Origin of the sequence: Saliniramus fredricksonii (assembly GCF_900094735.1) — a bacterium.
GTDB lineage: Bacteria > Pseudomonadota > Alphaproteobacteria > Rhizobiales > Beijerinckiaceae > Saliniramus > Saliniramus fredricksonii.
The window spans coordinates 341281-364658 of the sequence record NZ_FMBM01000001.1 but is presented as its reverse complement, the minus strand read 5'-3'; the positions used below and the strand labels follow the sequence as shown (position 1 = coordinate 364658).

Here is a 23378-nt window from a genome sequence, read left to right as displayed (position 1 = left end):
GCGTGTTTCTCATGGTGGTCGCCCGGCAGCGCTGGAAATCATGGGCCATCCCGTGTATGGAAACGCGGGGGACGCGCCGTAGCAATCGAACCATCAGACGAGGAGCCCATGCTCAACAGCCTGGATATCGCGAAGGAGCCGTCGCAGACGCGCGTCGTCGTGGCCATGTCGGGCGGTGTCGATTCCTCCGTCGTCGCCGCGATGATGCAGCGCGAGGGCTACGACGTCATCGGCATCACGCTGCAGCTCTACGATCACGGCGCCGCCGTGCATCGCAAGGGCGCTTGCTGCGCCGGACAGGACATCCACGATGCGCGCCGCGTGGCGGAGATGCTCGGCATCCCGCATTACGTGCTCGATTACGAATCGCGCTTCCGCGAGGCGGTGATCGACAATTTCGCCGACAGCTACCTCGCCGGCGAGACGCCGATCCCCTGCGTCGAATGCAACCGCTCGATCAAGTTCAGGGACCTCCTCGCGACTGCGCAGGAGCTCGGTGCTGATGTGCTCGCCACCGGCCATTACGTCGCGAGCCGGGCGCTGCCCGATGGCGGGCGGGCGCTCTACCGCGCCCTCGATCCTTCCCGCGACCAGAGCTATTTCCTCTACGCCACGACGCCCGAACAGCTCGCCATGCTGCGCTTTCCGCTGGCCGAGCAGGAGAAGAGCGAGACGCGCGCGCTCGCCCGCGAGCTCGGGCTGGTCGTGGCCGAAAAGGCCGACAGCCAGGATATCTGCTTCGTGCCCAACGGCAATTACGCTGATGTCATCGCCAAGCTGAAGCCGCATGCGGCTGAGCCGGGGGATATCGTCCATCTCGACGGGCGCGTTCTGGGTCGCCACGAGGGGATCATCCATTACACGGTCGGCCAGCGCCGGGGGCTCGGCATCGCCGTGGGCGAGCCGCTCTTCGTCGTGGCGCTCGATGCCGATCGCGGGCGCGTCATTGTCGGCCCGCGCGAGGCGCTTGCCACCCGCAAGATCATCCTGCGCGACGTCAACTGGCTCGGCGAGGTGCCGCTTTCCCGGATCGGTGAGGCCGGTATCGAGATCTGCGCCCGGGTGCGCTCGACGCGTGCGCCCGGCCCGGCGATCCTGCGGATGAAGGACGGCGCGGCCGAGGTCGAACTGCTCGTGGCCGAGGACGGGGTCTCGCCCGGCCAGGCCTGTGTCTTCTACGAGAGCGACGATCCCCGCGCGCGCGTGCTCGGCGGCGGCACCATCGCCACCCGCGTCGGCGCTCCGCGGCTCGACCTTATCGGCGCAGAGCCCGCACGCAGGATCGGCGCCGTCTGAGCGGCATCGCGCAAGAACCAACGGAAACACGATGGCCGTCGCCTACGATCTCGAAGGACAGAAACGCGCCTACAAGCGCTGGGCCCCGTATTACGACAGGGTTTATCACAAGCTTCTCGCCGATGCGCATGCGAAGACCGCGCGCGCCGCCGCGAAGGCCGGGCCGGATATCCTCGAGATCGGCGTCGGCACCGGGCTGGTGCTGCCCTGGTATCCGGAGGGAACGCGGGTGATCGGCGTCGATCTCTCCTTTCACATGCTGGAGCGCGCCCGCGACAAGATGCTCTCGGGTGCTGCGCCACAGACGCGCCTCGTCGCCGCCATGGATGCCTGCCGGCTGGGTCTTGCCGATGAAAGCTTCGACGCGGTGGCCGTGCCCTTCGTGATCACCCTCGTGCCTGATCCTGAAGGTGCGCTCGACGAGGCGATGCGGGTTCTCAAGCCCGGCGGTGCGATCGTGATCTCCTCGAAACTTGGCTATGATACGGGCGCCATGGCGAAGATCGAGGAATGGGTGGCGCCGCTCATGAAGAAGGTGGGCTGGAGTTCGGCTTTTCGAATTGAACGGATCAAGGCCTGGGCCGAGGCGCGCGGCGATGTGGAATTGACCGAAATCGCGCCGCTTTTCCCTGCCGGCTGGTTCAAGCTGATGCGTCTGGTCAAGCGCAGCTGAAAATCCGGAACCGTGTGCGCAGCCTCGCTTGACACCCCGCCCCGCGCTCCGTATATCCGCCGTGCCGATGACGCGCGTCGGCAAAGCAGGCCGCGTAACGGGGCGGAGTAGCTCAGCAGGTTAGAGCAGAGGAATCATAATCCTTGTGTCGGGGGTTCGAGTCCCTCCTCCGCTACCATTTTACCCTTATAAAACAATGATTTAGGCTGATTTCGAGATTTCAGCCAGCGTTGATTTTCGTAACACACCTGTAACACACCGCCCCACTCGTTTTCTGAGCCTTTTGCCCACATACTGTGTCGGCCATAGCGATGCGAATCGCTGTGGTGACCAAAGCGTTCGACGTTTTGGGTTTCACCAAAAAGTTCGAGTTCGATGATGCGATAGGGGGGCCATGCCCAAGCTCAGCTCAGAGACGGTGACCATAATGGATGGGGATATTCGGCTCACCCGTCGCCCCAACAGCAGAGCATGGCAGGCAGCCTTCAAAGCCGGCAAGCGACTCGTTCGTATCAGCACCGGCTGCCGCCAACTCGACGATGCCAAAAGACGCGCACGTGAGCAGTACATGGAGTATCAGCTTCGGCTGAAGAACAATCTGCCCACAGTCACAAAGCGCTTCGCCGACGTTGCCGCCACATGCATCGCCGATATGCAAAACCAGCTGGCAGCCGGTACGGGCAAAAAGAGCTACAAGGACTATATCGCCGTCCTCAAACGCTATTTCATCCCGTATTTTCAGAATCAGCACGTCAACAAGATCACCTTCGCCGACCTGCAGGCATTCTCAAAATGGCGGGTGGAAAAGATCGGCAAAGAGCCCAAAGCCTCCACCCTCAACACCCATAATGCGGCCATTGCCCGTGTTTTCGACGAGGCCGTTGCACAGGGCTATATCCACCGTTCGCACGTGCCGTTGCTCATCAACAAGGGCAAGGATAGCGAGCGCCGACCGGATTTCGACAAAGATGAATATCGAAAGCTGCTCGGCCATCTGCCTCATTGGATCAACGCTGGTCGGAAGGGCAAGTCACGCGATATGCGGCATCTTCTGCGTGATTATATCCTCATCCTGGCCAATACCGGCATCAGACATGGCACCGAAGCCGACAATCTGCATTGGAAACACGTCAACCTGTTCACCGATAAGGGAAAGACGTTTTTGGAGATGTCGGTCGATGGCAAAACCGGCAGGCGTGATATCATCTGCCGATCTGGTACGGAAAACTATCTCAAGCGCATTCAGTCACGTTGCGCAGATATCGCTGGTTTTCCATTTGAGGAGCTGTTGAAGCGCAAGATCGACAAGCCGGTGTTTCGATTGCCTGATGGAACGACGACGATGAACCTGCGTCAGACATTTCGGCGTCTGATGGAGGATACGGATTTGCTCAAGTGCCCACGTACTGAGCGCAATCGCACGCTCTATAGCTTACGCCATACCTATGCGACGTTTGGCCTGGTCAACGATGGACTCGATATCCACACGCTCGCCATTCAGATGGGCACCAGCATTCAGATGATCGAGCAGCATTACAGCCATCTCACACCACGTCTGAAGAAGGAGGCGCTGACCGGCAAGCGCTATGAGCTGACGGCTGAGGAATATCGACAGAAGCAGGCTATCAGCGGTATGGAAATCGATCCTGCCGAATTGAACAAAGCCGTCACCGATGATGATGATGTTGATGACGCACTGCCAGCCGAACCGGATGAGGGCGATGCCGAAGCTGGATCAGAATCTGTGTCACTGCCAAATGAGGCATCGGCTGCCGATAATGGGTCGAAATCATCGGCAGAGATGGCCTTCGATCTCTTTGAAGATGGAAGGCTTTCTGAGAATGGGCTGATCGCTGCGTTGGGTGTCGATAAACCCGGTTTTGAATTGTCCGAAAGATTGCGGCAACGCGCATTGCAGGCATTTGGGCAGGGCAAACTAACTGGGAATGGATTGCTGAGGCTAATGGGCCATCAGCAAACGGATCAGAGCAGCTCCACTGCCTCAGTCAGCTGATCGGTGTTCACGTCGATATAGCGTTGGGTGGTGGCGATGTGGCGATGGCCGGCCAGTGCAGCCAACAAGCGAACGCCGACGCCCTTGTTCGCCAATCGGGTAATGTAGGTGCGACGGCCACTGTGACTGCTGGCATCTTTGAGCCCACATGCCTTGTAGATAGAGAGAAACAGCTGGCACATGGTGTTGGGAGAGAAATGTCCGCCCTTCTGACTGGCGAACAGGGGCCGAAAAGGATCGGTCGATGGAATGCTGGTCCGATAGTCAGCCAGCGCCTTTCGCAAGCGCTGGCTCAAATACACAGTTCGTCGGCGTCCACCTTTGGCCTGGTCAGCGGTGAGGATGAATTGCTCCCTCACTCGGCCATCAGCATCGAACACGTCACCGTGTTTCAAGCCTGCGATCTCCTTTGCCCGCAAACCGGCATACACGCTCACCAACAGGATGGTGCGATCACGTTGTGGATGTTTTCGGGTGGTGATGTGATTGAGGACGCGTTTCAATTGCGCGTCGCTCAGCGTTTGAGCCTGTCGCATGTCGGACTCCCAAATCTAATGATGCTCTACAATCAATAGTATATAATGATGTTTGGGATTCCTACGCAGCGCGTTCTAAAAAATTAACTCAATGAATTCAAATGGATAGTAACTAATATCACAGAATGTATATTTTATTATAATGCCGAAATTTCGGAAACATTTTTTTAAATAATATTCTAAGATCGATGAGAGATAACGAATTATGTCAAATCGGAGCAGACATGAAAGGCTTAGGATCTATATATTCAGATTTTCAAATAAATATTAAAATATAAATTGTTATGCAAAGTAATTATGGAACCGCTCCCAAATGATAAGACGGTAGGTACAAAATGTGTTTATTCTCAGCAAATTTTTTAACACATGGGTGTTTAGCAAAAATTGGAGGAATATAATGATTCATTGCTATCTCCATAAATTTAGAATCAGATTTACTTAAATCAAACCAAGCCAGCTCTTCCTCGCTCCAAACAATATTATTTACGAGCATATTTCTTAAAAAAGGTGACGCGCCGATTATTTTACACCAAATTTCTGCGCCAACACTTATAAATTCCGGAGAAGAATATGAAAGTTTTTCTAATCTTGCAAGCATTGCTGCAAAAAGAAACCAAGTTAAACGACGGACTTTAACTTGATCGCCAGCAGCTTCATCTAATCGCTCACCAAGTTGAGGAATAAATTCTTCTATCGTAAAATTTTCTCCTCGTTTTTGCTTAGCCAGAAATTGGCCCGACAGCATTGGAATCAGATTTACGTGTGCTATAAGTGTAAATGCACGATTTCCATCATCCATATGATTGAAAGTATCTTTCACAACATCAGCGTATTGATTGTTTGATAATAATATTATCTCATTATAAATAGCGGCATGGGTTCTGTCGTTAATTTCTGGCTTTTTTTTAAAAAATCCAAACATCGAACCATCTCCTATTCCTACAGAGCGCAGTCAGCTTATGTCGACGTCAACATTCTTGCTTCAATATTTTTCGATTGAGCCATCTTGCATAATTTTTGGAAGGGACGCAACGTCACATCTCCTCTGCCAGCATGATGGTCAGCACACGCGCAGTAACGGTGGGATCGGCAGGATCAGGTGAGTGCATGGCCAGATCCATATCGAAATAGTCGATCTTCCAAGCCAGGTCGTGCCCGTCCCAACTGATCAAGCCAAAGTCGTGTTCGCCGAACGGGTCATTGGCGGGTGTGAAATGGTCGTAGGTGTGAACGAGGGCAAGGATTTCTCCGAGTGCGTCGTCGCCGAGTGCTGCTACCCCATTCGATACCAGAATGCGGGCTCCACTGAATGTGTGCCGAACGGAATCATTCAGTTGGCGGATTCGCTCACTGCTCATTGGGCTTGCCTGCTTCTTTGGGCTTGCGCTTGCTGGCTTGTGCAATGGCTGAATCGAGTTCGCCGGCCTTTGTGGCAGAAGCGAAGGCATCAAGCACACCGGCCACCTGATCAAGGAGCTATACGCGAATCTGGGTGACGCAGTTTGAGGAGGTGGCGTATCGTGGCGGGTGCTGAAGCCTGCCAGAACTTCCAAAAGGAACGATACGCCTATGAAAGATGATATCACGATTACCCCGCTGTACCAGCCCGGATCTGTTGCGGATCCTCTGACAGAAATTGCCCGTGACGGCGCCCGCAGGATGCTTGCGGCGGCACTTCGGGCCGAAGCCGATACCTTTGTGGAGCAATATGCCGAGGAGGCTTTGCCGGATGGCCGGCAACGGATCGTCCGGCATGGTTATGGGCCACAGCGCAGCATTCAGACCGGCATCGGTCCGCTCGACGTGCGCCGCCCGAAAGTCCGCGACCGGGCCACCGATATGCCCGCGGAGAAGAAGGTCCGCTTCACCTCAAGCATCCTGCCGAAATGGGCCCGGCGGTCGAAAAGCCTCGATGCCCTGCTGCCGGTGCTCTATCTGCGCGGGATCTCCACCGGCGATTTCCAGGAAGCGCTGTCAGCGTTGCTCGGGGTAGATGCACCGAACCTGTCGCCTGGTGTCATCTCCCGTCTGACGGGCGATTGGCAGCAGGAATACGATCGCTGGCAGGGCCGTGATCTCTCGGCCCGGCGGTATGTCTATATCTGGGCCGACGGTGTCTATCTGCAGGCCCGCATGGAACCGCAGGCCGAGTGCATACTGGTCATTCTCGGCGCCACGCCGGAGGGGAAGAAGGAGCTCGTCGGCTTCCAGGTCGGCATGCGCGAGAGCGCGCAGAGCTGGCGCGAACTGTTGGTCGACATCAAGGCCCGCGGCCTCAAGGTGCCGCCCGAGATCGCCGTGGGCGATGGCGGCATGGGGTTCTGGAAGGCCCTCGACGAGGTCTTCCCGGGAACGCATCATCAGCGCTGTTGATGGATTGGATGCCCCCTCCCAACGGCATCGCAATGTGCCAACGTGGTGATCTGCAGGTCATTCACGAGAGGAGGAAGCATCCATGGACAACATTAGCATCATCGGCCTTGACCTCGCAAAGCGGGTCTTCCAGGCGCACGGCGCGCGAGCGGACGGTAGCGTCGGCTTCCGCAAGAAGCTGGGTCGCTCGCAGGTTCTCGGCTTCTTTGCCAAGCAGCCGCGCTGCATCGTTGCTATGGAAGCGTGTGCGACGGCCCACGAGTGGGGCCGCGCGATCGGCGAGCTCGGTCACGAGGTCCGCCTGATCCCGCCGATCTACGTCAAGCCGTTCGTCAAGCGGCAGAAGAACGACGCGGCCGACGCAGAGGCGATAGCCGAGGCGGCGGGTCGCCCGACCATGCGCTTCGTCGCGGTCAAATCCGAGGCGCAGCAGGCGAAGGCGATGGCTTTCCGGACGCGGGACCTCCTCGTCAAGCAGCGCACGCAGCTCATCAACGCACTGCGGGGCCACCTCGCCGAGCACGGCCTCATAGCGCCGCAGGGGCCGGCTCATGTCAAGGTGCTGGCGGACGCGCTGGAGGCAGCCGGCTCGCGTCTCGAGACGCTCGTGATCGAGCTGGGGCGCCTCTATCTCGAGCAGATCGAACTGCTCTCCGGCAGGATCGCGGATCTCGACAAGGTGCTGAAGCGCGAAGCGGCGCGGGAAGAAGACACCGCACGACTGATGACCATGCCTGGCGTGGGCCCGCTGACTGCGATGGCGGTCCAGACCTTCGCCCCGCCGATGGAGACGTTCAGGCGTGGACGCGACTTCGCAGCCTGGACGGGGCTCGTCCCTGTCCAGCGATCGACCGGTGGGAAGCAGATCCTCGGACGAACGTCCAAGATGGGGCAGCGCGACATACGGCGTCTCCTGATCATCGGCGCGATGTCGGTGGTCCGCTGGGCCGTCAGGAAGGGCGCGCCGGAAGGCAGTTGGCTCGCACGCATGCTGGCCCGCAAGCCACGCATGGTCGTCGCCATCGCGCTGGCCAATAAGATGGCGCGCGGGATCTGGGCGATGTCGACGCGGGGAGAGAACTTCAGGGGTCCGGTCGCCGCGGTCTGATGACGACATCAGCCGAGGCAGCCGGGCCGTTGGGCGTGTGAGGAAGTCGACAGCAAGGTAAGGGCAAACGATCGGTCAGATCGGGATCGAGAAAAGCATTTGAACCCAAAGAGCCTCGAGCTCGCGCTGTTGATGTGCACTCGATCCGCGTATCTCCATACTGGCCCGCGGTCCGTTCAGAGCCGCATCTCAAGGCCTGATACATGACCGCACCCGATCACGCGCTTGAGCCGAGCAGAAACCTCTTGCACGAACGGGGGCATCCATACATGGGTTCACAAGACGGCTAACGTCCTGAACAAGTTCCCGAAATCCATGCAGCCGGCGGTGAAGGCCGATCTGCGCGAGATCTGGCAGGCCGAAACCCGCGCCGCGGCGGAAACCGCCATCGACACCTTCGCCGAGAAATACGGCGCCAAATACGAGAAGGCCGTGACCTGTCTCACCAAAGACCGCGAAGCCTTGCTGGCATTCTACGGTTTCCCCGCCGATCACTGGGATCACCTGCGCACCGGCAATCCGATCGAGAGCGTGTTCGCCACCGTCAGGCATCGAACCGTGCGGACCAAGGGAGCATTGTCGCAGAAGACCGCGAAGCTCATGGTCTTCAAGCTCGTTCAGGCCGCCGCAAAGACATGGCGCCGCCTGAAGGGCGCGAAGCAGTTGCCAATGGTCATCGAAGGTGTCAGATTCACCAACGGTGTCGCCGTAAACGGTACCGAAAACCGCGCCGCCTGATCAGGCCGTATCACCCAAAATCCCGCATAGCTCCTGATCAAGCTTGGGTACGAACACGGCATTGTGTTTGCCATCAACGAGCAGAACACGTGCGCCATAACGGCACTGTACGTACCAGCCGCCATCCTGTTCGAAGAACCAAGCTCTCACCGGCTTTTGTGTGTTGGCCCACACAAGTTCGCCTTCTGTGTTTCGAACACGCTTTCGGCGTTCAACCGTGTAGGTCTCGCCTTTGAGACGTGCTGCCAGTACCTGCTTTTGCAGATGAATGGCTCTGACGAGCTTCTCACGCCGGCTTGTGATTGGATCGACATGCACCTGTCGATGGACATTGCGCAGTGCGAGTTTGTTCAGTTGGCCCATATGGCTACTCCTATGAATATCTTGGATTGCTAAAATAAGCTCAATGCATCAAATGGACAATGAATGATTGAAAAGACCAAATGACCTGATCTCACCAATGAGGGATTTCCATACTAACAGATAGCCAGTGATATCAGGTGAAGCTGCTACCTGAGATCGAATATGTTCATTATTGCTATAAAGGACTATGAAGGCATGACTGACGATGTGTGATCGCCATCTGACGAGCTGAATCGTAGCCTTATGCCTGATGGGTTCTGTGATCGGAATTGAGGGGGCATACACGTGCATCAACAGCTGAATAGCGATATGGGTAGTTGACGAGCAATCAGGCCGATCAGCCAACCTCTGTGTCGTTTATGTGTGAACGTGTTTTTGGTTGGGAGATCGATCAGATGCATTTGGTTTCGTTCATGTGAGTTTTGTTTGAATCTATTTAGCTATCTTTGATTGATTTTTGGTTTATTGCAATTAATGAAATAGATCATTCTCATGTATGTTTTGTGTTTGATTCATTTATCGTGTTATGTTTCTCATTCATTATGTTTTGATTCATGTGATTGTTTTTATAATTTGTATTATATATAATTATAATATTTTGAATAGATAATAATATACGCTACCCCAGCAATCACATCACTGAGGGCGAAACGGCTAAGGCAACCAAACGACGCTTGGCTTTTACAGGGCTTGTCGCCCTTCGTCAGGTGTTATGTGGTCATTTGAAAAATGAGAGTTGAGCTCGTCGAAACGGGCGCAACGGCTTAATTCATCAACTTTTTCGTCATTCAAATGCGGGCTGATCCATTTCAGCGTGTAGTCCGCGTAATGCCCCTCAATGGGCTTGACCCAGCAATAGGTCTCGATGTTGAGGCTGCGTGCATAGGGCTTGATCTCATCGAACCATTCCCTGCGCAACAAGTTTGCAAAACTGAAGCTGGTCCAATCGCTTGGACAGGGCAGTGCGATATGGGCATGCCAGCCGATTGTCGATGCATGCTCAAGCACGACCAAGCGTTCTATGCGCTTGCCCTTCCGCTTGTGCTCGTTTTTGAACAGTCTGCGATCGATGCGATTGAAAAAGCGGCCGATATGACGCTGCGCCCAACGATCATCATAGCCACGCTCTGCCTGTTTCATTTCAACGGGGAAGCACAGGCAAACGGCAACGTCGAAATCGGCAGCTTGACCGTGTAGCCATTGGCGCATGACCTGGCGATGGTCGGCATGGATTGCCTCCATCATTCGTCGGCCTTCGGCTTGCAGCGTTCGCACTTGCACTTGCCTGACTTGGCTTTGCGCTGTGACTTGAGCACATGCCGGTCGAGTATGTGTATCAATGCAGCCGTGCACTGTTTGCGTGCGTTCAGCTGATCGGCAGTTTGTAATACGTCTGAAATTTTCATCGGGTCTCCTATAAATATGTGAGTGGCGGCGCCACTTTCTATTCCGTGTATTTATACAGAAAGGCTGATTATGAACGAAAACGAATTGATTGAATCGGCATTCGCCGAGTTGAAGCGCATCGGTCTGGTTCAGCATCGAAGCGAGTTCGTCACGCAATGGCTTGGACGCGAAGAGAGCTATCTGCGCGTGCTGAGACATAAACGGCGTGACCCAAGTGCAGCTGCTATTCGCAACTGCTGTGTGCGCATCACAACGTGCGCAAGCCAGCTCGCCCAAAGCCCGCATAGGGCGTTGAAGCAAGTCGGCGTCGATCTTTGCGCGTTGGGAAAGCGATTGGGCAGGGCTTGTCATTAGGCAGCGCAATCGCAGAGTGGTGTGATACAGATGCATATGATTTAATATAGCAAAAATTGACAAGCGGATTCAACCACATACGTTAGGTTGGGGCATTTTTCGGTTGCCACTGCGTTTGGGATTGCGCATGTTTTGGGCGAGTAGTTCGGTGGGGCCATGTCCGCTGATTGGTGAAGGCAAACTTGAGCCAGCGTTAAGTCTCAAAACAGGTTCGAAAACGTGACCGCATGTCATTATGGAGCTTTACGAATGCACATCCTTCGCACACTCGGCAAGTTGCTCGCCTTCGTAGTCGCAGGCGCGCTCGCAGCATCCGTTTTTGGCCTGATCATACATGGCTACTAGGTTGCGCTGCGAGCCTCCCCACACGCGTTCATAACACATTTTCTAACACACCGGAGGAGTGCCAGCATAAGTCATTGATAATGTTGTGAAAAAATACCAACGCTCAAATCATAATCCTTGTGTCGGGGGTTCGAGTCCCTCCTCCGCTACCACTTTTTCTCTTATAAAACAAAGATTTAGGCTGATTTTTAAATTTCAGCCAGCGCTGATTTTCGTAACACACCTGTAACACACCGCCCCACTCGTTTTCTGAGCGTTTTGCCCACATACTGTGTCGGCCATAGTGATGCGAATCGCTGTGGTGGCCAAAGCGTTCGACGTTTTGGGTTCAGCCAAATGTACAAGGGCGCTCTGCATTGATTCGCTTGCCTCAACGAGCATATTCTTCGGAGGTTGGCGTAGTGGGGTCAGATCTGCCGTCTTTTGGTTGGGGGCAAGGAGAGCCTATGCGCCGGTGTTTGCCGGTCGACTGTGCGTGACGTATTCTAGATCATTGTGCGATTTAGGTGAGATAGGGGTTAGCGGAATGCAAAAAGTGCTGATGGTTCTGGCTGCGAGCGTGTTTAGCTTGGTCGCGAACGGCGCTGTGGCTGATTTCGAAATGTGTTGGTCTAATGTTAGTACGCGTAATTACGATAAAGCTTACGATTATTGCAAAGAAGCAGCGGAACAGGGAAACGCTACCGCTCAAGGGGTATTAGGTTTTTTTTATTCATCAGGCTTAGGTGTTGAGCGGGACGATGCAACCGCCTTTTATTGGTATAAATTGAGCGCAGAACAAGGCAATGATGGGGCGCAATTGGCTTTAGGTACAATGTATTCAAGTGGCCGTGGAGTTAAACAGGATGACAGTAAAGCTTTTTATTTTTATAAACTGAGTGCCGATCAGGGAAATGCGTATGCTCAACTCAATGTGGGCATAAGCTATGCCGAAGGTAGCGGCGTATTACAAAATTACGCTGAAGCTAGAAGCTGGTTTCTGTTGAGCGCGTTGGCTGGTAACATGCACGCACAATTCAGATTAGGCCAGAGTTATGCTTTAGGAGAAGGTGTTGAAAAAAGTAATAAAGACGCGGTTCGTTGGTATAAGCGCAGCGCTAAGCAAGGTGATGCGCAATCACAACTTAATTTGGGTGTTATTTACGCGAGCGGAGACGGAATTTTGCAAAATAATACCGTTGCTCATATGTGGTTTAATATAGCCGCAGCAAACGGAGATGCCAATGCCATTGAGTATCGAAACCGAATTTCAGAAAGCATGACGAATGAACAAATTGCGGAAGCACAATCTCGTGCACAGCGTTGCATGTCCAGCAATTACACAGACTGCTAGACACGCTGATTAATATTTTTTTGGAATAAGTGAAGACGTATTTTTCGAAAATGGAACTTGCAGCCTATCATATTCGTAACACACCTGTAACACACCGCCCCACTCGTTTTCTGAACGCTTTGCTCACATACTGTGGTGGCCACAGTGATGCGAATCGCTGTGGTGACCAAAGCGTTCGACGTTTTGGGTCTCGCCAAAAAGTTCGAGTCCGATGATGCGACAGGAGGGCCATGCCCAAGCTCAGTTCAGAGACGGTGACCATAATGGATGGCGATATTCGCCTCACCCGTCGCCCCAACAGCAGAGCGTGCTAATAATTTAGATTCAAAATCAACGCAAAGAATGTGTTTTAGTGCCGAACGTCAGCCGACCAACAATGCAACAAAAACAACGTTGGGCCATCGACGCATTGGGACTTTTTGATGATAGGCAAAAATTGAATTCATCAAAATGACTTGCAATAAGATCTATTAATTTATTCGATCCAATTTTATATCACCGATAAGAATCTCTACGACCTCAGCCGCTGGATTAATGAAGTCGACTTGTTTATGAGAGACTGAAACAATACTAGCAAGAACGCACCTGCCTTGGTCGTTTCTTGATAACTCAGTCCGATCTAGTTCCCTACCAAGTCCATTAAGAAGAACATCCCAATTTATCCAATTGTAACCAACAACGTCAGTGTGAGCACTTAGCGGACTTATATAACTATCAACGTTGATCCAATTATCTTCATTGCGATCTCGCCTTCGGCGATTCTCGCGCATGTACGCATCGCATCCGAATGAATATCTAACCTGCCTCCATCCCGCAACTGGCGGCTCACCTTTCGCTCGACCGCCAAATGTGCGCATACCAGCAGCTAAAGCCTTGAACATGTTGTCAGCATCATCGACTATCTCATCATAATGATTCATCTCTAAATCAGAGAATTCTGCTTCAACAGCATTCTTCGCATCCTCCATATTCGAAAATAAATTTCTGATTCCAACTACAGCACTTATTAATTTTCTGTCCTCCCGATATTGAAGCGTACTATGCACACTCAGGTCAATATCTCCATTCACAACTGAGTTCGTACACCAAAAAGTATCTCCAATTCTTTGCGGTGACAAGCTTTCCCCACATACCGGTGTTGGGGGATCCGGAGGATTAAAAACATCCCCAGGCTGCAGTAAAGCAGCAGCTGAGGAAAACGTTTCATTGCGCAGTCGCGTTCTTTCGTTTTGTTCCGCTTTTGCGACTTTTTCTTTTTCCAGCTGAGCAACTTGATTTGAGTCAGCTTGATATTCGAGGACTAATTGACATGTTGCTAAATCAAGGCCGCGATCACTCGCTACCGCAATCGCCAATTTATCACTACCCCACACCCGCTGATTATCGGCATCCAATGCCCTTGTGCATAATTTTATATCATTTTCACTGCGTAGTATTTTTTCTCTTACTTCCAAATTCGACGGAAAATGTTTCTTTGAATTATGTGATTGCAAGGGCGATGTTATATCATCAGAGCTTTGATTGTTCTGAGAATTTGACGGAGAAAATAAATCGGTCGAACTCACATTCGAGTGCCCTTTCGCATGAAAAGATTCTACATTTGAGTGTAAAATAGTTTCGAGAAGGCTCTGCGAAACAGACTCACCGTAAAGAGTAAAGCTAAGCTGGGTTTTGTCAGCGAAATCCCTTATCGCATTTTTTGTACTGGTATGCCACAGTCCATCTATAGTGGACTGATACAGATCTAATTCATGCAGTTTTACCTGTATAGCTTTTCGAATTGACTCGGGTTGACTGAGAAAGGCTCTGCCATATGCCGGTATATCCTCTTCACCAGAGACAGACGGATATCCGCTCGCCGGATCACCCGGTCTTTTAACTGGACCTTCTATTAAAGATTGAGATTCAAGCGGAGTAGCGATTACAATTAGAAGTGTTGCAATTGCCGTCAGACAGTATAGCGTATGCATGCTTCCCTCGCTAACGCTTCAGAATATACAAACCAACACATAGAACGTCAAATGACGGTGGCCACTCGTTTTCTGAGCGTTTTGCCCACATACTGTGTCGGCCATAGTGATGCGAATCGCTGTGGTGGCCAAAGCGTTCGACGTTTTGGGTCTCGCCAAAAAAGTTCGGGTTCGATGATGCGATAGGGGGGCCATGCCCAAGCTCAGTTCAGCGACAGAGACCATACTTGATGGGGATATTCGGCTCACCCGTCGCCCCAACAGCAGAGCGTGGCAAGCCGCCTTCAAAGCCGGCAAGCGACTCGTTCGTATCAGCACCGGCTGCCGCCAACTCGACGATGCCAAAAGACGCGCACGTGAGCAGTACATGGAGTATCAGCTTCGGCTGAAGAACAATCTGCCCGTCGTCACAAAGCGCTTCGCCGACGTTGCCGCCACATGCATCGCCGATATGCAAAACCAGCTGGCAGCCGGTACGGGCAAAAAGAGCTACAAGGACTATATCGCCGTCCTCAAACGCTATTTCATCCCGTATTTTCAGAATCAGCACGTCAACACCATCACCTTCGCCGACCTGCAGGCATTCTCAAAATGGCGGGTGGAAAAGATCGGCAAAGAGCCCAAAGCCTCCACCCTCAACACCCATAATGCGGCCATTGCCCGTGTTTTCGATGAGGCCGTTGCACAGGGCTATATCCATCGTTCGCACGTGCCGTTGCTCATCAACAAGGGCAAGGACAGCGAGCGCCGACCTGACTTCGACAAAGATGAATACCGCAAGCTGCTCGGCCATCTGCCTCATTGGATCAACGCTGGTCGAAAGGGCAAATCACGTGATATGCGCCACCTGTTGCGTGATTATATCCTCATCCTGGCCAATACCGGCATCAGACATGGCACCGAAGCCGACAATCTGCATTGGAAACACGTCAACCTGTTCACCGATAAGGGAAAGACGTTTTTGGAGATGTCGGTCGATGGCAAAACCGGCAGGCGTGATATCATCTGCCGATCTGGTACGGAAAACTATCTCAAGCGCATTCAGTCACGTTGCGCAGATATCGCTGGTTTTCCATTTGAGGAGCTGTTGAAGCGCAAGATCGACACGCCGGTGTTTCGATTGCCTGATGGAACGACGACGATGAACCTTCGTCAGACGTTTCGGCGTCTGATGGAGGATACGGATTTGCTCAAGTGCCCACGTACTGGGCGCAATCGCACACTCTATAGCTTACGTCATACCTATGCGACGTTTGGCCTGGTCAACGATGGACTCGATATCCACACGCTCGCCATTCAGATGGGCACCAGCATTCAGATGATCGAGCAGCATTACAGCCATCTCACACCACGTCTGAAGAAGGAGGCGCTGACCGGCAAGCGCTATGAGCTGACGGCTGAGGAATATCGACAGAAGCAGGCTATCAGCGGTATGGAAATCGATCCTGCCGAATTGAACAAAGCCGTCACCGATGATGATGATGTTGATGACGCACTGCCAGCCGAACCGGATGAGGGCGATGCCGAAGCTGGATCAGAATCTGTGTCACTGCCAAAGGAGGCATCGGCTGCCGATAATGGGTCGAAATCATCGGCAGAGATGGCCTTCGATCTCTTTGAAGATGGAAGGCTTTCTGAGAATGGGCTGATCGCTGCGTTGGGTGTCGATAAACCCGGTTTTGAATTGTCCGAAAGATTGCGGCAACGCGCATTGCAGGCATTTGGGCAGGGCAAACTAACTGGGAATGGATTGCTGAGGCTAATGGGCCATCAGCAAACGGATCAGAGCAGCTCCACTGCCTCAGTCAGCTGATCGGTGTTCACGTCGATATAGCGTTGGGTGGTGGCGATGTGGCGATGGCCGGCCAGTGCAGCCAACAAGCGAACGCCGACGCCCTTGTTCGCCAATCGGGTAATGTAGGTGCGACGGCCACTGTGACTGCTGGCATCTTTGAGCCCACATGCCTTGTAGATAGAGAGAAACAGCTGGCACATGGTGTTGGGAGAGAAATGTCCGCCCTTCTGACTGGCGAACAAGGGCGGATTCGGATCGGTCGATGGAATGCTGGTCCGATAGTCAGCCAGCGCCTTTCGCAAGCGCTGGCTCAAATACACAGTTCGTCGGTGGCCACCTTTGGCCTGGTCGGCGGTGAGGATGAATTGCTCCCTCACTCGGCCATCAGCATCGAACACGTCACCGTGTTTCAAGCCTGCGATCTCCTTTGCCCGCAAACCAGCATACACGCTCACCAGTACGATCGTGCGATCACGTTGTGGATGTTTTCGCGTGGTGATGTGATTGAGGACCCGCTTCAATTGGGCATCGTTCAGCGTTTGAGCCTGTCGCATATCGGCCTCCCAAATCCAATGATATCGTACAATCAATAGTATATAATGACATTAGAGATTGCTACGCACTGTATGCTGAAAAATTCTCTTAATGAATTCAATGAGATAGGGACAAAGGTAGCGTCCAAGGAGCTGGTGTAATTTCAGTGCCGTCAACGGTGTGATCCTGGGTGGCCATCGAGGTGTATGGTCGAGGTGGAGTTTGCTGACTTCAACCCCGGACCACATGGAGACCCCGATGACCAAGACGAACATGGACCTGTCCGAACTTCTGGCCAAGCACGATCAGGGAGACTTTCTGCGCAGCGTTGCCGAGGCCGTCCTGCAGCTGATCATGGAGGCGGATGTCGAAGGCCTGATCGGCGCTGGCAAGCACGAGCGCAGCGGCGAACGCACAACGTGGCGTAACGGGTATCGAGAGCGCGCTCTCGATACCCGTCTGGGCACGCTGAACCTGCGGGTTCCCAAGCTGCGTCAAGGCAGTTACTTCCCGGGCTTTCTCGAAGCGCGCAAGACCTCGGAACAGGCGCTGGTGGCCGTCATCCAGGAGGCGTGGATCAGTGGTGTCTCGACCCGTCGCGTCGATGAGCTGGTGCAGGCCATGGGGCTGAGCGGCATTTCGAAGAGCACGGTGTCGAAGCTGTGCAAGGACATCGACGAACGTGTCGGCGAGTTCCTGAACCGCCCGCTCACCGGCGAATGGCCCTATCTCTGGCTCGACGCCACCTATCTGAAGGTGCGCCAGGGCGGACGGATCGTACCAGTCGCCGCAATAATCGCCGTGGCCGCCAACACCGAGGGACGCCGTGAGATCATCGGCCTCGGTATCGGCCCGTCCGAGGCCGAGACATTCTGGACCGAGTTCCTTCGATCCCTGCGCGTTCGCGGCCTGGGGGGCGTCAGACTGGTCATCAGCGACGCGCATACAGGCCTCAAAGCCGCCATCGCCCGGGTCTTCGAAGCAACCTGGCAACGCTGTCGCGTCCACTGGATGCGCAACGCCCTGGCCCATGTCTCGCGTGGTCAGCATACTGTCGTCGCCGCTGCCATCCGACAGGCCTTCGATCAACCCGACCGCACCCATGCCGGCGAAACCTGGCGCAAGGTCGCAGAGCAACTGCGCCCGCGCTGGCCAAAACTGGCCGATCTCATGGATGCCAGCGAGCACGACGTGCTGGCCTACATGTCATTCCCGCGCCAGCATCGCACCAAACTGCACAGCACGAACCCAATTGAACGTCTGAACAAGGAGGTCAAGCGACGCGCCGACGTCGTCGGGATCTTCCCCAATGAAGCATCCATCATGCGTTTGATCGGCGCCGTGCTCTTCGAGCAGAATGACGAATGGCAGACATCAAGCCGCTACATGATGGTCGAGGCATTCGCACAGATCGACAAGGAGGAGATCGATCCCATCCTCAGCATAACCACAAAAGCCGCCTGATCATGACCTCAGGCCATCCAGAAAATTACACCAGCTTGACGGACGCGACCGAAATGACACTTGTATCCGAGCCGAATTGTGTAACACTATCACACTTAAGTGATTGACTGGCGCTTTGAGTCGAGGCTAGATCGTTCCTATGAGTAATCGATTCCGAGCATTGGTACGCGTTCAGATAGCGCTTCTCGCGCTAGCGATCGCTCTGCTCGGTTTCGGTCACCATCACCATAAAGCGCCTGAACGTGACCCGGATCTCGTCGCCTATCTCGAACTCGGTGGATCGCTCGACGATCTGTGCCTGACCGAGATGGCAGACAATGGCGAGGCCCCGACGGGCTGGCCGGCTTATGATTGCCCGGCCTGCATGCTGGCCGGTGCAATCACGATCCCCGGCGTCGGCACGACCGCTCTGGTCGTCAGCTATGATGTGATCGCCGCGCATAGGCCGGCTGTTCCGGCGCGCGTCGCGCAGTTCGATCCACGCGCCCCGCCGGCCCGAGGTCCTCCTCTTTCCTTCGTTTGATGATCAAACGGACCGCTCCTGCGGTCTGAACGCCTGCTTGCAGGCATATCAATCGAAGAGAAATCCTATGAATGCCATTAGATTCGCAGCGAAAGCTGCTGTATCCGCGACGGCATGTGTTGCCGCCATTCTTGCCGTGCAACCGTCATACGCCGCATCCGAAGCACCGACCAAGCCTGTCGAAATCCGCTTTGCGGCCGAGATAGACGGCAGCCCGTTCTCTTGTGCGCAGGCCTATGAGGGGATCGGCGTCACGCAATCAAACGTGGAGATCGCCGATTTTCGGGTTTTTGTGACAAACCTGCAGCTTTTAGCAGCTGACGGAACAGAAACACCACTTGCCTTGGAGCAAGACGGGAAGTGGCAGTACGAGAATGTCGCACTGCTTGATTTTTCCGACGGAACCGGGACCTGCGTCAATGGGACCCCGCAGATCAATACGCGCGTCCACGGCACCGCGCCCGAGGGCGACTATACCGGTCTGGCATTCGATATCGGCGTGCCGTTTTCCCTGAACCACAATGATCCGACCCTGGCCGCATCGCCCTTGAATCTTACCGCCATGTTCTGGAATTGGCAGGGCGGCTACAAATTCATCAACCTGGACATGGCAACGGCCGGAATGCCCATCGAGACCGTTCAAACGACCGGCGACCACGTCGGCGGAAGCGCTGACGAGCGACCGCGTGCCCGTGGCTGGTCCCTGCATCTCGGCTCGACCGGATGCGCATCCGAGAGTCGCACGACACCACCCGTCGAAGCTTGCGCCAACCCCAATCATGTCTCGGTGAGATTCGCTGAATTCGATCCGAAATCGAACGTGGTTGTGTTCGATCCGGTTCCCGTCCTTGCCGAGGCGGATGTCGACTACAATACCCCGGGCACCTCGCCAGGATGCATGTCTTTCGCAAACGACGATGATTGTGTGCCGGTGATGAGCAGGCTCGGCCTGCCGTTCAGGGACTTGCCGGCAGGCGAACAGCTCTTTGCGACCATGCGGTAATCAAAATGCGTGGTCCGCTGCTGTTTGCGGCGGTCGCGGCTGTGTGCGTGGCGGTAACGGCATCCTATGCCGAAGACCGGGTCTTTGTCTGGCAGATGCCGGACTGGCTGCCACCGCCTGCCGTGCCGTCGGGATCGAAGATGACGGTCGAGCGTGTCACGCTCGGTCGCCATCTCTTCTATGACGCGCGCCTTTCCGCAGACGGAACGATCGCTTGCGCATCCTGCCATGAACAATCCCGCGCGTTTTCTGACGGGCGGGCCAAATCCATCGGAATTGGAGGACAGCGCAGCTTCCTTAACGCGCCTTCGCTCGGAAATGTCGCCTATATGTCGACACTCACCTGGGCCAACCCCATGGTGGAGACGCTCGAATTTCATGCCTTGATCCCGCTCTTCGGCAGTGATCCGGAAGAGATGGGCAATGCCGGGCGTGAAGACGAATTGTTCCAGCGCATCATGGCGGATCCATACTACCAGGAAGCGTTCCCGAGCGCCTTTCCGGATACGCCGGAGGCAAATCTCTATACGGTCACGCGGGCCCTTGCCGCTTTTCAGCGAACGCTAATCACCGCCGACAGCCCCTATGATCGCTACAAATACGGTGGTGATCGTTCGGCCCTCTCGGTCGAAGCGTTGCGGGGCGAAGCGCTGTTCTTCGATCACCGGCTCGAATGCTATCACTGCCATGCCGGGTTCAATTTCACCAACAATCTGGTGACGTCACGCAGTGCGTTCGCGCAGACCTCGTTCCACAATACCGGTCTCGGCGTTATGGGCGGCCTTGCAGAATTCACGCTTTCGTCCCGCGACGAGGGGCGTTTCAGAACCCCCTCGCTACGTAATGTCGAATTGACCGCACCGTATATGCACGATGGCCGCTTCGACACGCTGGAAGAGGTCATCCGGCACTATGCCGCTGGGGGCGACGCAGCACGGCAAGGGAATTACGATCCCAACCGTGACCCGCTCGTTCCCGGATTCACGATTTCGGACTCGGAAGTCTCCGATCTGATCGCCTTTCTCGAAAGCCTTACCGACGAGCGCTTTACCAGCAATCCGGCTTTCGCAGACCCATGGCCGGAGGGACACCCGGCCCGAGCCGGGCGCATCATGCCCGAAAAGCTCGATCATCCCTCGCAAAACAGGAAGGAAACACAATGAAATACCTCGCCTATGGTCTGGGTGCGCTGACGCTTCTCGCGGGAACCTTCGCCATGCAGGAGGCTGCTCATGCGCATGCGACCTTCGAGAACCGGGAAGTCGTGCAAAACAACACGGTCCGCATGGTCACCCGCATCCCACACGGCTGCGCTGGTGAGCCGACCTTGCGCGTCCGAATTGCGATTCCCGACGGCGTTGTCGGGGTCAGGCCGATGCCGAAGGCCGGCTGGGAACTGACGACCGTGACCGGGCCGCTGTCGCAGCCCTTCACCAGCCATGGCCGGGAGATTACTGAGGGCGTGAAGGAGATCATCTGGGAAGGTGAATTGCTCGATGAGCATTATGACGAGTTCATCTTCCGCGCGCGTTTCACGGATCAGCTTCCGGCCAACGAGATGCTCTTCATCCCCGTGGTTCAGGAATGTGCGAGCGCGAGCGAGCGCTGGATCGAAATCCCGACCGGCAACCAGACCCGCAGTGATCTGCGCTATCCGGCGCCCGGCGTGATGGTCCTTCCTGCCGATGGCCACGGCCATTCGCACAGTCATTCACACGGGCATTCCCACAATTGACACGAAAGCGGCGGCGGAGAGCGATCTCCGCCGCCTGTTCGGGCAGAGTACGGGGTAAGAGCATGAACAAGGGTTCCTCGCGATCAATAAAAGCTGTGCTGCTGATCTTGGTAGCGCTTTCCGTTGCTCTTGCGGCAGCCCTTGCCATTTCAACACCCGCCTTTGCCCATGCGCAGCTGCGATCGGGCGAGCCGCCCGCCGGCACTGTTCTCGATGACCCGCCCGAGGATGTGCGGCTGACCTTCAACGAGCCCATCGGCCCATTACAAGCGCGATGGTTTCTGCCTGGCACCTCCGAGCCCGTTGATGTCGAGGCACGGGCATCCGACGCGACGCTGATCGTCACGCCTCCCGAAACACTTCCCGAAGGCACGCATGTTTTGAGCTGGCGCGTCGTCTCCGCAGACGGTCACCCGGTCGGGGGAACGCATGTCTTTTCGATCGGAACGGTTTCCGAGCCTGCGGAGATCGCAGAACAGGCCACCGCCTGGCCGGCAGTCTTGTCCCGGGGTCTCCTGACGATCACGCTCGCCTTCGGCGTCGGAGGGGCTTTCTGGAGAGTGACTTCAGGTGCAGCATCGCCGAGACCGGCGCGGTGGCTGGCATTGAGCACGCTTCCAGCCGCCGGCTTGCTTCTCGCTGCCCAGGTCATGGATCTGATCGGAGGCGGTATAGGAGCGCTGACCGATCTCGCGAATTGGTCGAACACCATCATGAGCCCCTATGGCTATGCGGCGATCCTGGCAGGTTTTGCGGGGCTCGCCGCGTGGATTGCGCTGTTGCGCAGTCGACCCTACCTCGCCGCGATCGCCTGGTTTCTCGCAGCCGGTTCCTTTGCGGTTGCAGGGCATGCGGCGCGGGCCGAACCCGTCATGGTCATGGCCCCGCTGGTTTTTGCCCACGCGCTCGCGATGATCTTCTGGGTCGGAGCTCTGCCGGTTTTGATCTCGGAGTTGAGCCGCCCGGATGCCGTGCAGCGGCTGCAACGCTTCTCGCGGCCGGCTCTACCATTGGTGCTGGTGCTCGTCGGCACGGGCATCGCGCTTACTATACGCCAGGTTGAAACGACGACGGGGCTCATCGAAACGCCTTACGGCATGCTTCTGATGGCGAAGATCGCCGTCGTCTTAGGAGTATTGCTTCTCGCTCTGCGTCATCGCTTCGTCCTTACCCCAGCAATGGCTGCGTCACCGCAGGAGGCGCTCCCGCAGCTCGTACGTTCGATCCGGATCGAGATCGTGGCGATGCTCGTGATCCTCGCCCTGACTGCCGGCTTCCGGATTCTTCCGCCACCACGGGCAATGCCCCCGTCTGTCGAAACGGCGATAGAGGCCCATCTGCACGGACCAACTGCGATGGCGGACATTGTCATGACCCCCGGTCGTGCGGGCGCTAACCACATCACGATCACGCCGCTCGACGGCAATTTCGCACCGATGACGCCGTTGGAGGTAACCGTCTTCCTCGCGCGCCCGACGGACGGGCTGGAGCCGATTGAGATCCGGGCCGAGAAGGACGATGACGGGATTTGGCGGGCCGGCCCGATACATCTCCCTCCCGGTGGCGTATGGGACATGACGCTCGACATCCTCATCACGGATTTCGAGAAAGCCGTCATTGGAACCGAATTGACGTTATTGCCATAATGACGGCTTATGCGGCAGTAACGTTTTCTTTCCGTTTGCTGCTCCCGCCAGCGGATGGTCTGCTTCCGGCCCCGTTCCCGCCGAGACCACGCTGATAAACCGAGAGATCAAACAAGGCGTACGGCAAATGCCACCTTGCACGTCCGAATGGAACTGAAACCGTCGTGT

Annotated in this window: 20 protein-coding genes, 1 tRNA gene and 2 pseudogenes; 16 read left to right on the top strand and 7 right to left on the bottom strand. The window is 55.3% G+C overall.

Annotation, left to right across the window (positions count from 1 at the left end):
- Positions 1-108: 108 nt before the first annotated feature.
- The 4 genes from mnmA (at position 109) to GA0071312_RS01660 (ending at position 3983) form a co-directional block, all read left to right on the top strand.
- Entirely contained in the window at positions 109-1296 is a 1188-nt protein-coding gene (gene mnmA, locus GA0071312_RS01675; protein ID WP_074443361.1) for a tRNA 2-thiouridine(34) synthase MnmA, read from the top strand.
- 31 nt (positions 1297-1327) lie between these two features.
- On the top strand, positions 1328-1969 hold the full coding sequence (locus GA0071312_RS01670) for a class I SAM-dependent methyltransferase (protein WP_074443360.1): 642 nt from the start codon (positions 1328-1330) through the stop codon (positions 1967-1969).
- Positions 1970-2070: 101 nt separating this feature from the next.
- Positions 2071-2147, top strand: a tRNA-Met gene (locus GA0071312_RS01665).
- Between the two features lie 216 nt (positions 2148-2363).
- Positions 2364-3983, top strand: a complete 1620-nt coding sequence (locus GA0071312_RS01660) for a tyrosine-type recombinase/integrase (RefSeq protein WP_074443359.1) — start codon at positions 2364-2366, stop codon at positions 3981-3983.
- On the opposite strand, the gene GA0071312_RS01655 is transcribed toward GA0071312_RS01660, so the two are convergent.
- The 3 genes from GA0071312_RS01655 to GA0071312_RS01650 form a co-directional block, all read right to left on the bottom strand.
- Entirely contained in the window at positions 3953-4519 is a 567-nt protein-coding gene (locus GA0071312_RS01655; protein ID WP_074443358.1) for a tyrosine-type recombinase/integrase, read from the bottom strand. The two genes, GA0071312_RS01660 and GA0071312_RS01655, sit on opposite strands and share 31 nt — an antisense overlap.
- A gap of 295 nt (positions 4520-4814) precedes the next feature.
- Entirely contained in the window at positions 4815-5441 is a 627-nt protein-coding gene (locus GA0071312_RS19520) for a hypothetical protein (RefSeq protein ID WP_131817682.1), read from the bottom strand.
- A 112-nt stretch (positions 5442-5553) separates the two neighbouring features.
- The gene (locus tag GA0071312_RS01650; RefSeq protein WP_074443357.1) at positions 5554-5877 is read right to left on the bottom strand and encodes a DUF3768 domain-containing protein; all 324 of its coding nucleotides are present in this window, start codon (positions 5875-5877) and stop codon (positions 5554-5556) included.
- Positions 5878-6088: 211 nt separating this feature from the next.
- On the opposite strand from GA0071312_RS01650, the pseudogene GA0071312_RS01645 reads away from it, so the two are divergent.
- The 3 genes and pseudogenes from GA0071312_RS01645 to GA0071312_RS01635 form a co-directional block, all read left to right on the top strand.
- A pseudogene (locus GA0071312_RS01645) lies at positions 6089-6889 on the top strand (IS256 family transposase); the annotation flags it as partial.
- A gap of 85 nt (positions 6890-6974) precedes the next feature.
- The gene (locus tag GA0071312_RS01640; protein WP_074443356.1) at positions 6975-8000 is read left to right on the top strand and encodes an IS110 family RNA-guided transposase; all 1026 of its coding nucleotides are present in this window, start codon (positions 6975-6977) and stop codon (positions 7998-8000) included.
- A gap of 270 nt (positions 8001-8270) precedes the next feature.
- Positions 8271-8738: pseudogene (locus GA0071312_RS01635) on the top strand (transposase); the annotation flags it as partial.
- On the opposite strand, the gene GA0071312_RS01630 reads toward GA0071312_RS01635, so the two are convergent.
- Complete coding sequence (locus tag GA0071312_RS01630; RefSeq protein WP_074443355.1) at positions 8739-9101, bottom strand: hypothetical protein; 363 nt, start codon at positions 9099-9101, stop codon at positions 8739-8741.
- Between the two features lie 681 nt (positions 9102-9782).
- Positions 9783-10346 carry a hypothetical protein gene (locus GA0071312_RS19515; RefSeq protein WP_131817681.1) on the bottom strand — a complete coding sequence of 188 codons (564 nt, stop codon included), beginning with the start codon at positions 10344-10346 and terminating at the stop codon, positions 9783-9785.
- Between the two features lie 231 nt (positions 10347-10577).
- Here GA0071312_RS19515 and GA0071312_RS19510 point away from each other — a divergent pair, with 231 nt between their 5' ends.
- Together GA0071312_RS19510 and GA0071312_RS01615 are read left to right on the top strand one after the other, a co-directional pair.
- Complete coding sequence (locus GA0071312_RS19510; protein WP_131817680.1) at positions 10578-10862, top strand: DUF6626 family protein; 285 nt, start codon at positions 10578-10580, stop codon at positions 10860-10862.
- An 871-nt stretch (positions 10863-11733) separates the two neighbouring features.
- Positions 11734-12540: a tetratricopeptide repeat protein gene (locus tag GA0071312_RS01615; RefSeq protein WP_074443352.1), complete on the top strand. Its 807-nt coding sequence runs from the start codon at positions 11734-11736 to the stop codon at positions 12538-12540.
- Between the two features lie 470 nt (positions 12541-13010).
- Here GA0071312_RS01615 and GA0071312_RS19505 read toward each other — a convergent pair whose 3' ends face one another.
- A complete protein-coding gene (locus GA0071312_RS19505; protein ID WP_131817679.1) occupies positions 13011-14510 on the bottom strand; it encodes a hypothetical protein in 1500 nt (499 codons plus the stop codon).
- A gap of 193 nt (positions 14511-14703) precedes the next feature.
- Here GA0071312_RS19505 and GA0071312_RS01610 point away from each other — a divergent pair, with 193 nt between their 5' ends.
- The gene (locus GA0071312_RS01610; protein ID WP_074443351.1) at positions 14704-16323 is read left to right on the top strand and encodes a tyrosine-type recombinase/integrase; all 1620 of its coding nucleotides are present in this window, start codon (positions 14704-14706) and stop codon (positions 16321-16323) included.
- Here the strand turns inward: GA0071312_RS01610 and GA0071312_RS01605 are convergent.
- On the bottom strand, positions 16293-16859 hold the full coding sequence (locus GA0071312_RS01605) for a tyrosine-type recombinase/integrase (RefSeq protein ID WP_074443350.1): 567 nt from the start codon (positions 16857-16859) through the stop codon (positions 16293-16295). The two genes, GA0071312_RS01610 and GA0071312_RS01605, sit on opposite strands and share 31 nt — an antisense overlap.
- A gap of 238 nt (positions 16860-17097) precedes the next feature.
- Here GA0071312_RS01605 and GA0071312_RS01600 point away from each other — a divergent pair, with 238 nt between their 5' ends.
- The 6 genes from GA0071312_RS01600 (at position 17098) to GA0071312_RS01575 (ending at position 23210) form a co-directional block, all read left to right on the top strand.
- Positions 17098-18303, top strand: coding sequence for an IS256 family transposase (locus GA0071312_RS01600; protein WP_074444054.1), 1206 nt, complete (start codon positions 17098-17100; stop codon positions 18301-18303).
- 160 nt (positions 18304-18463) lie between these two features.
- The gene (locus GA0071312_RS01595) at positions 18464-18826 is read left to right on the top strand and encodes a hypothetical protein (protein ID WP_074443349.1); all 363 of its coding nucleotides are present in this window, start codon (positions 18464-18466) and stop codon (positions 18824-18826) included.
- A 67-nt stretch (positions 18827-18893) separates the two neighbouring features.
- Positions 18894-19829: an MbnP family copper-binding protein gene (locus GA0071312_RS01590; protein ID WP_083204218.1), complete on the top strand. Its 936-nt coding sequence runs from the start codon at positions 18894-18896 to the stop codon at positions 19827-19829.
- A gap of 5 nt (positions 19830-19834) precedes the next feature.
- Entirely contained in the window at positions 19835-20992 is a 1158-nt protein-coding gene (locus GA0071312_RS01585) for a methanobactin export MATE transporter MbnM (RefSeq protein ID WP_074443348.1), read from the top strand.
- A complete protein-coding gene (locus GA0071312_RS01580; protein ID WP_074443347.1) occupies positions 20989-21564 on the top strand; it encodes a YcnI family copper-binding membrane protein in 576 nt (191 codons plus the stop codon). Before GA0071312_RS01585 ends, GA0071312_RS01580 begins: the two co-directional genes overlap by 4 nt.
- Positions 21561-23210, top strand: coding sequence for a copper resistance CopC/CopD family protein (locus GA0071312_RS01575; RefSeq protein WP_131817678.1), 1650 nt, complete (start codon positions 21561-21563; stop codon positions 23208-23210). The genes GA0071312_RS01580 and GA0071312_RS01575 overlap by 4 nt, the downstream gene beginning before the upstream one ends.
- Positions 23211-23378: the final 168 nt, after the last annotated feature.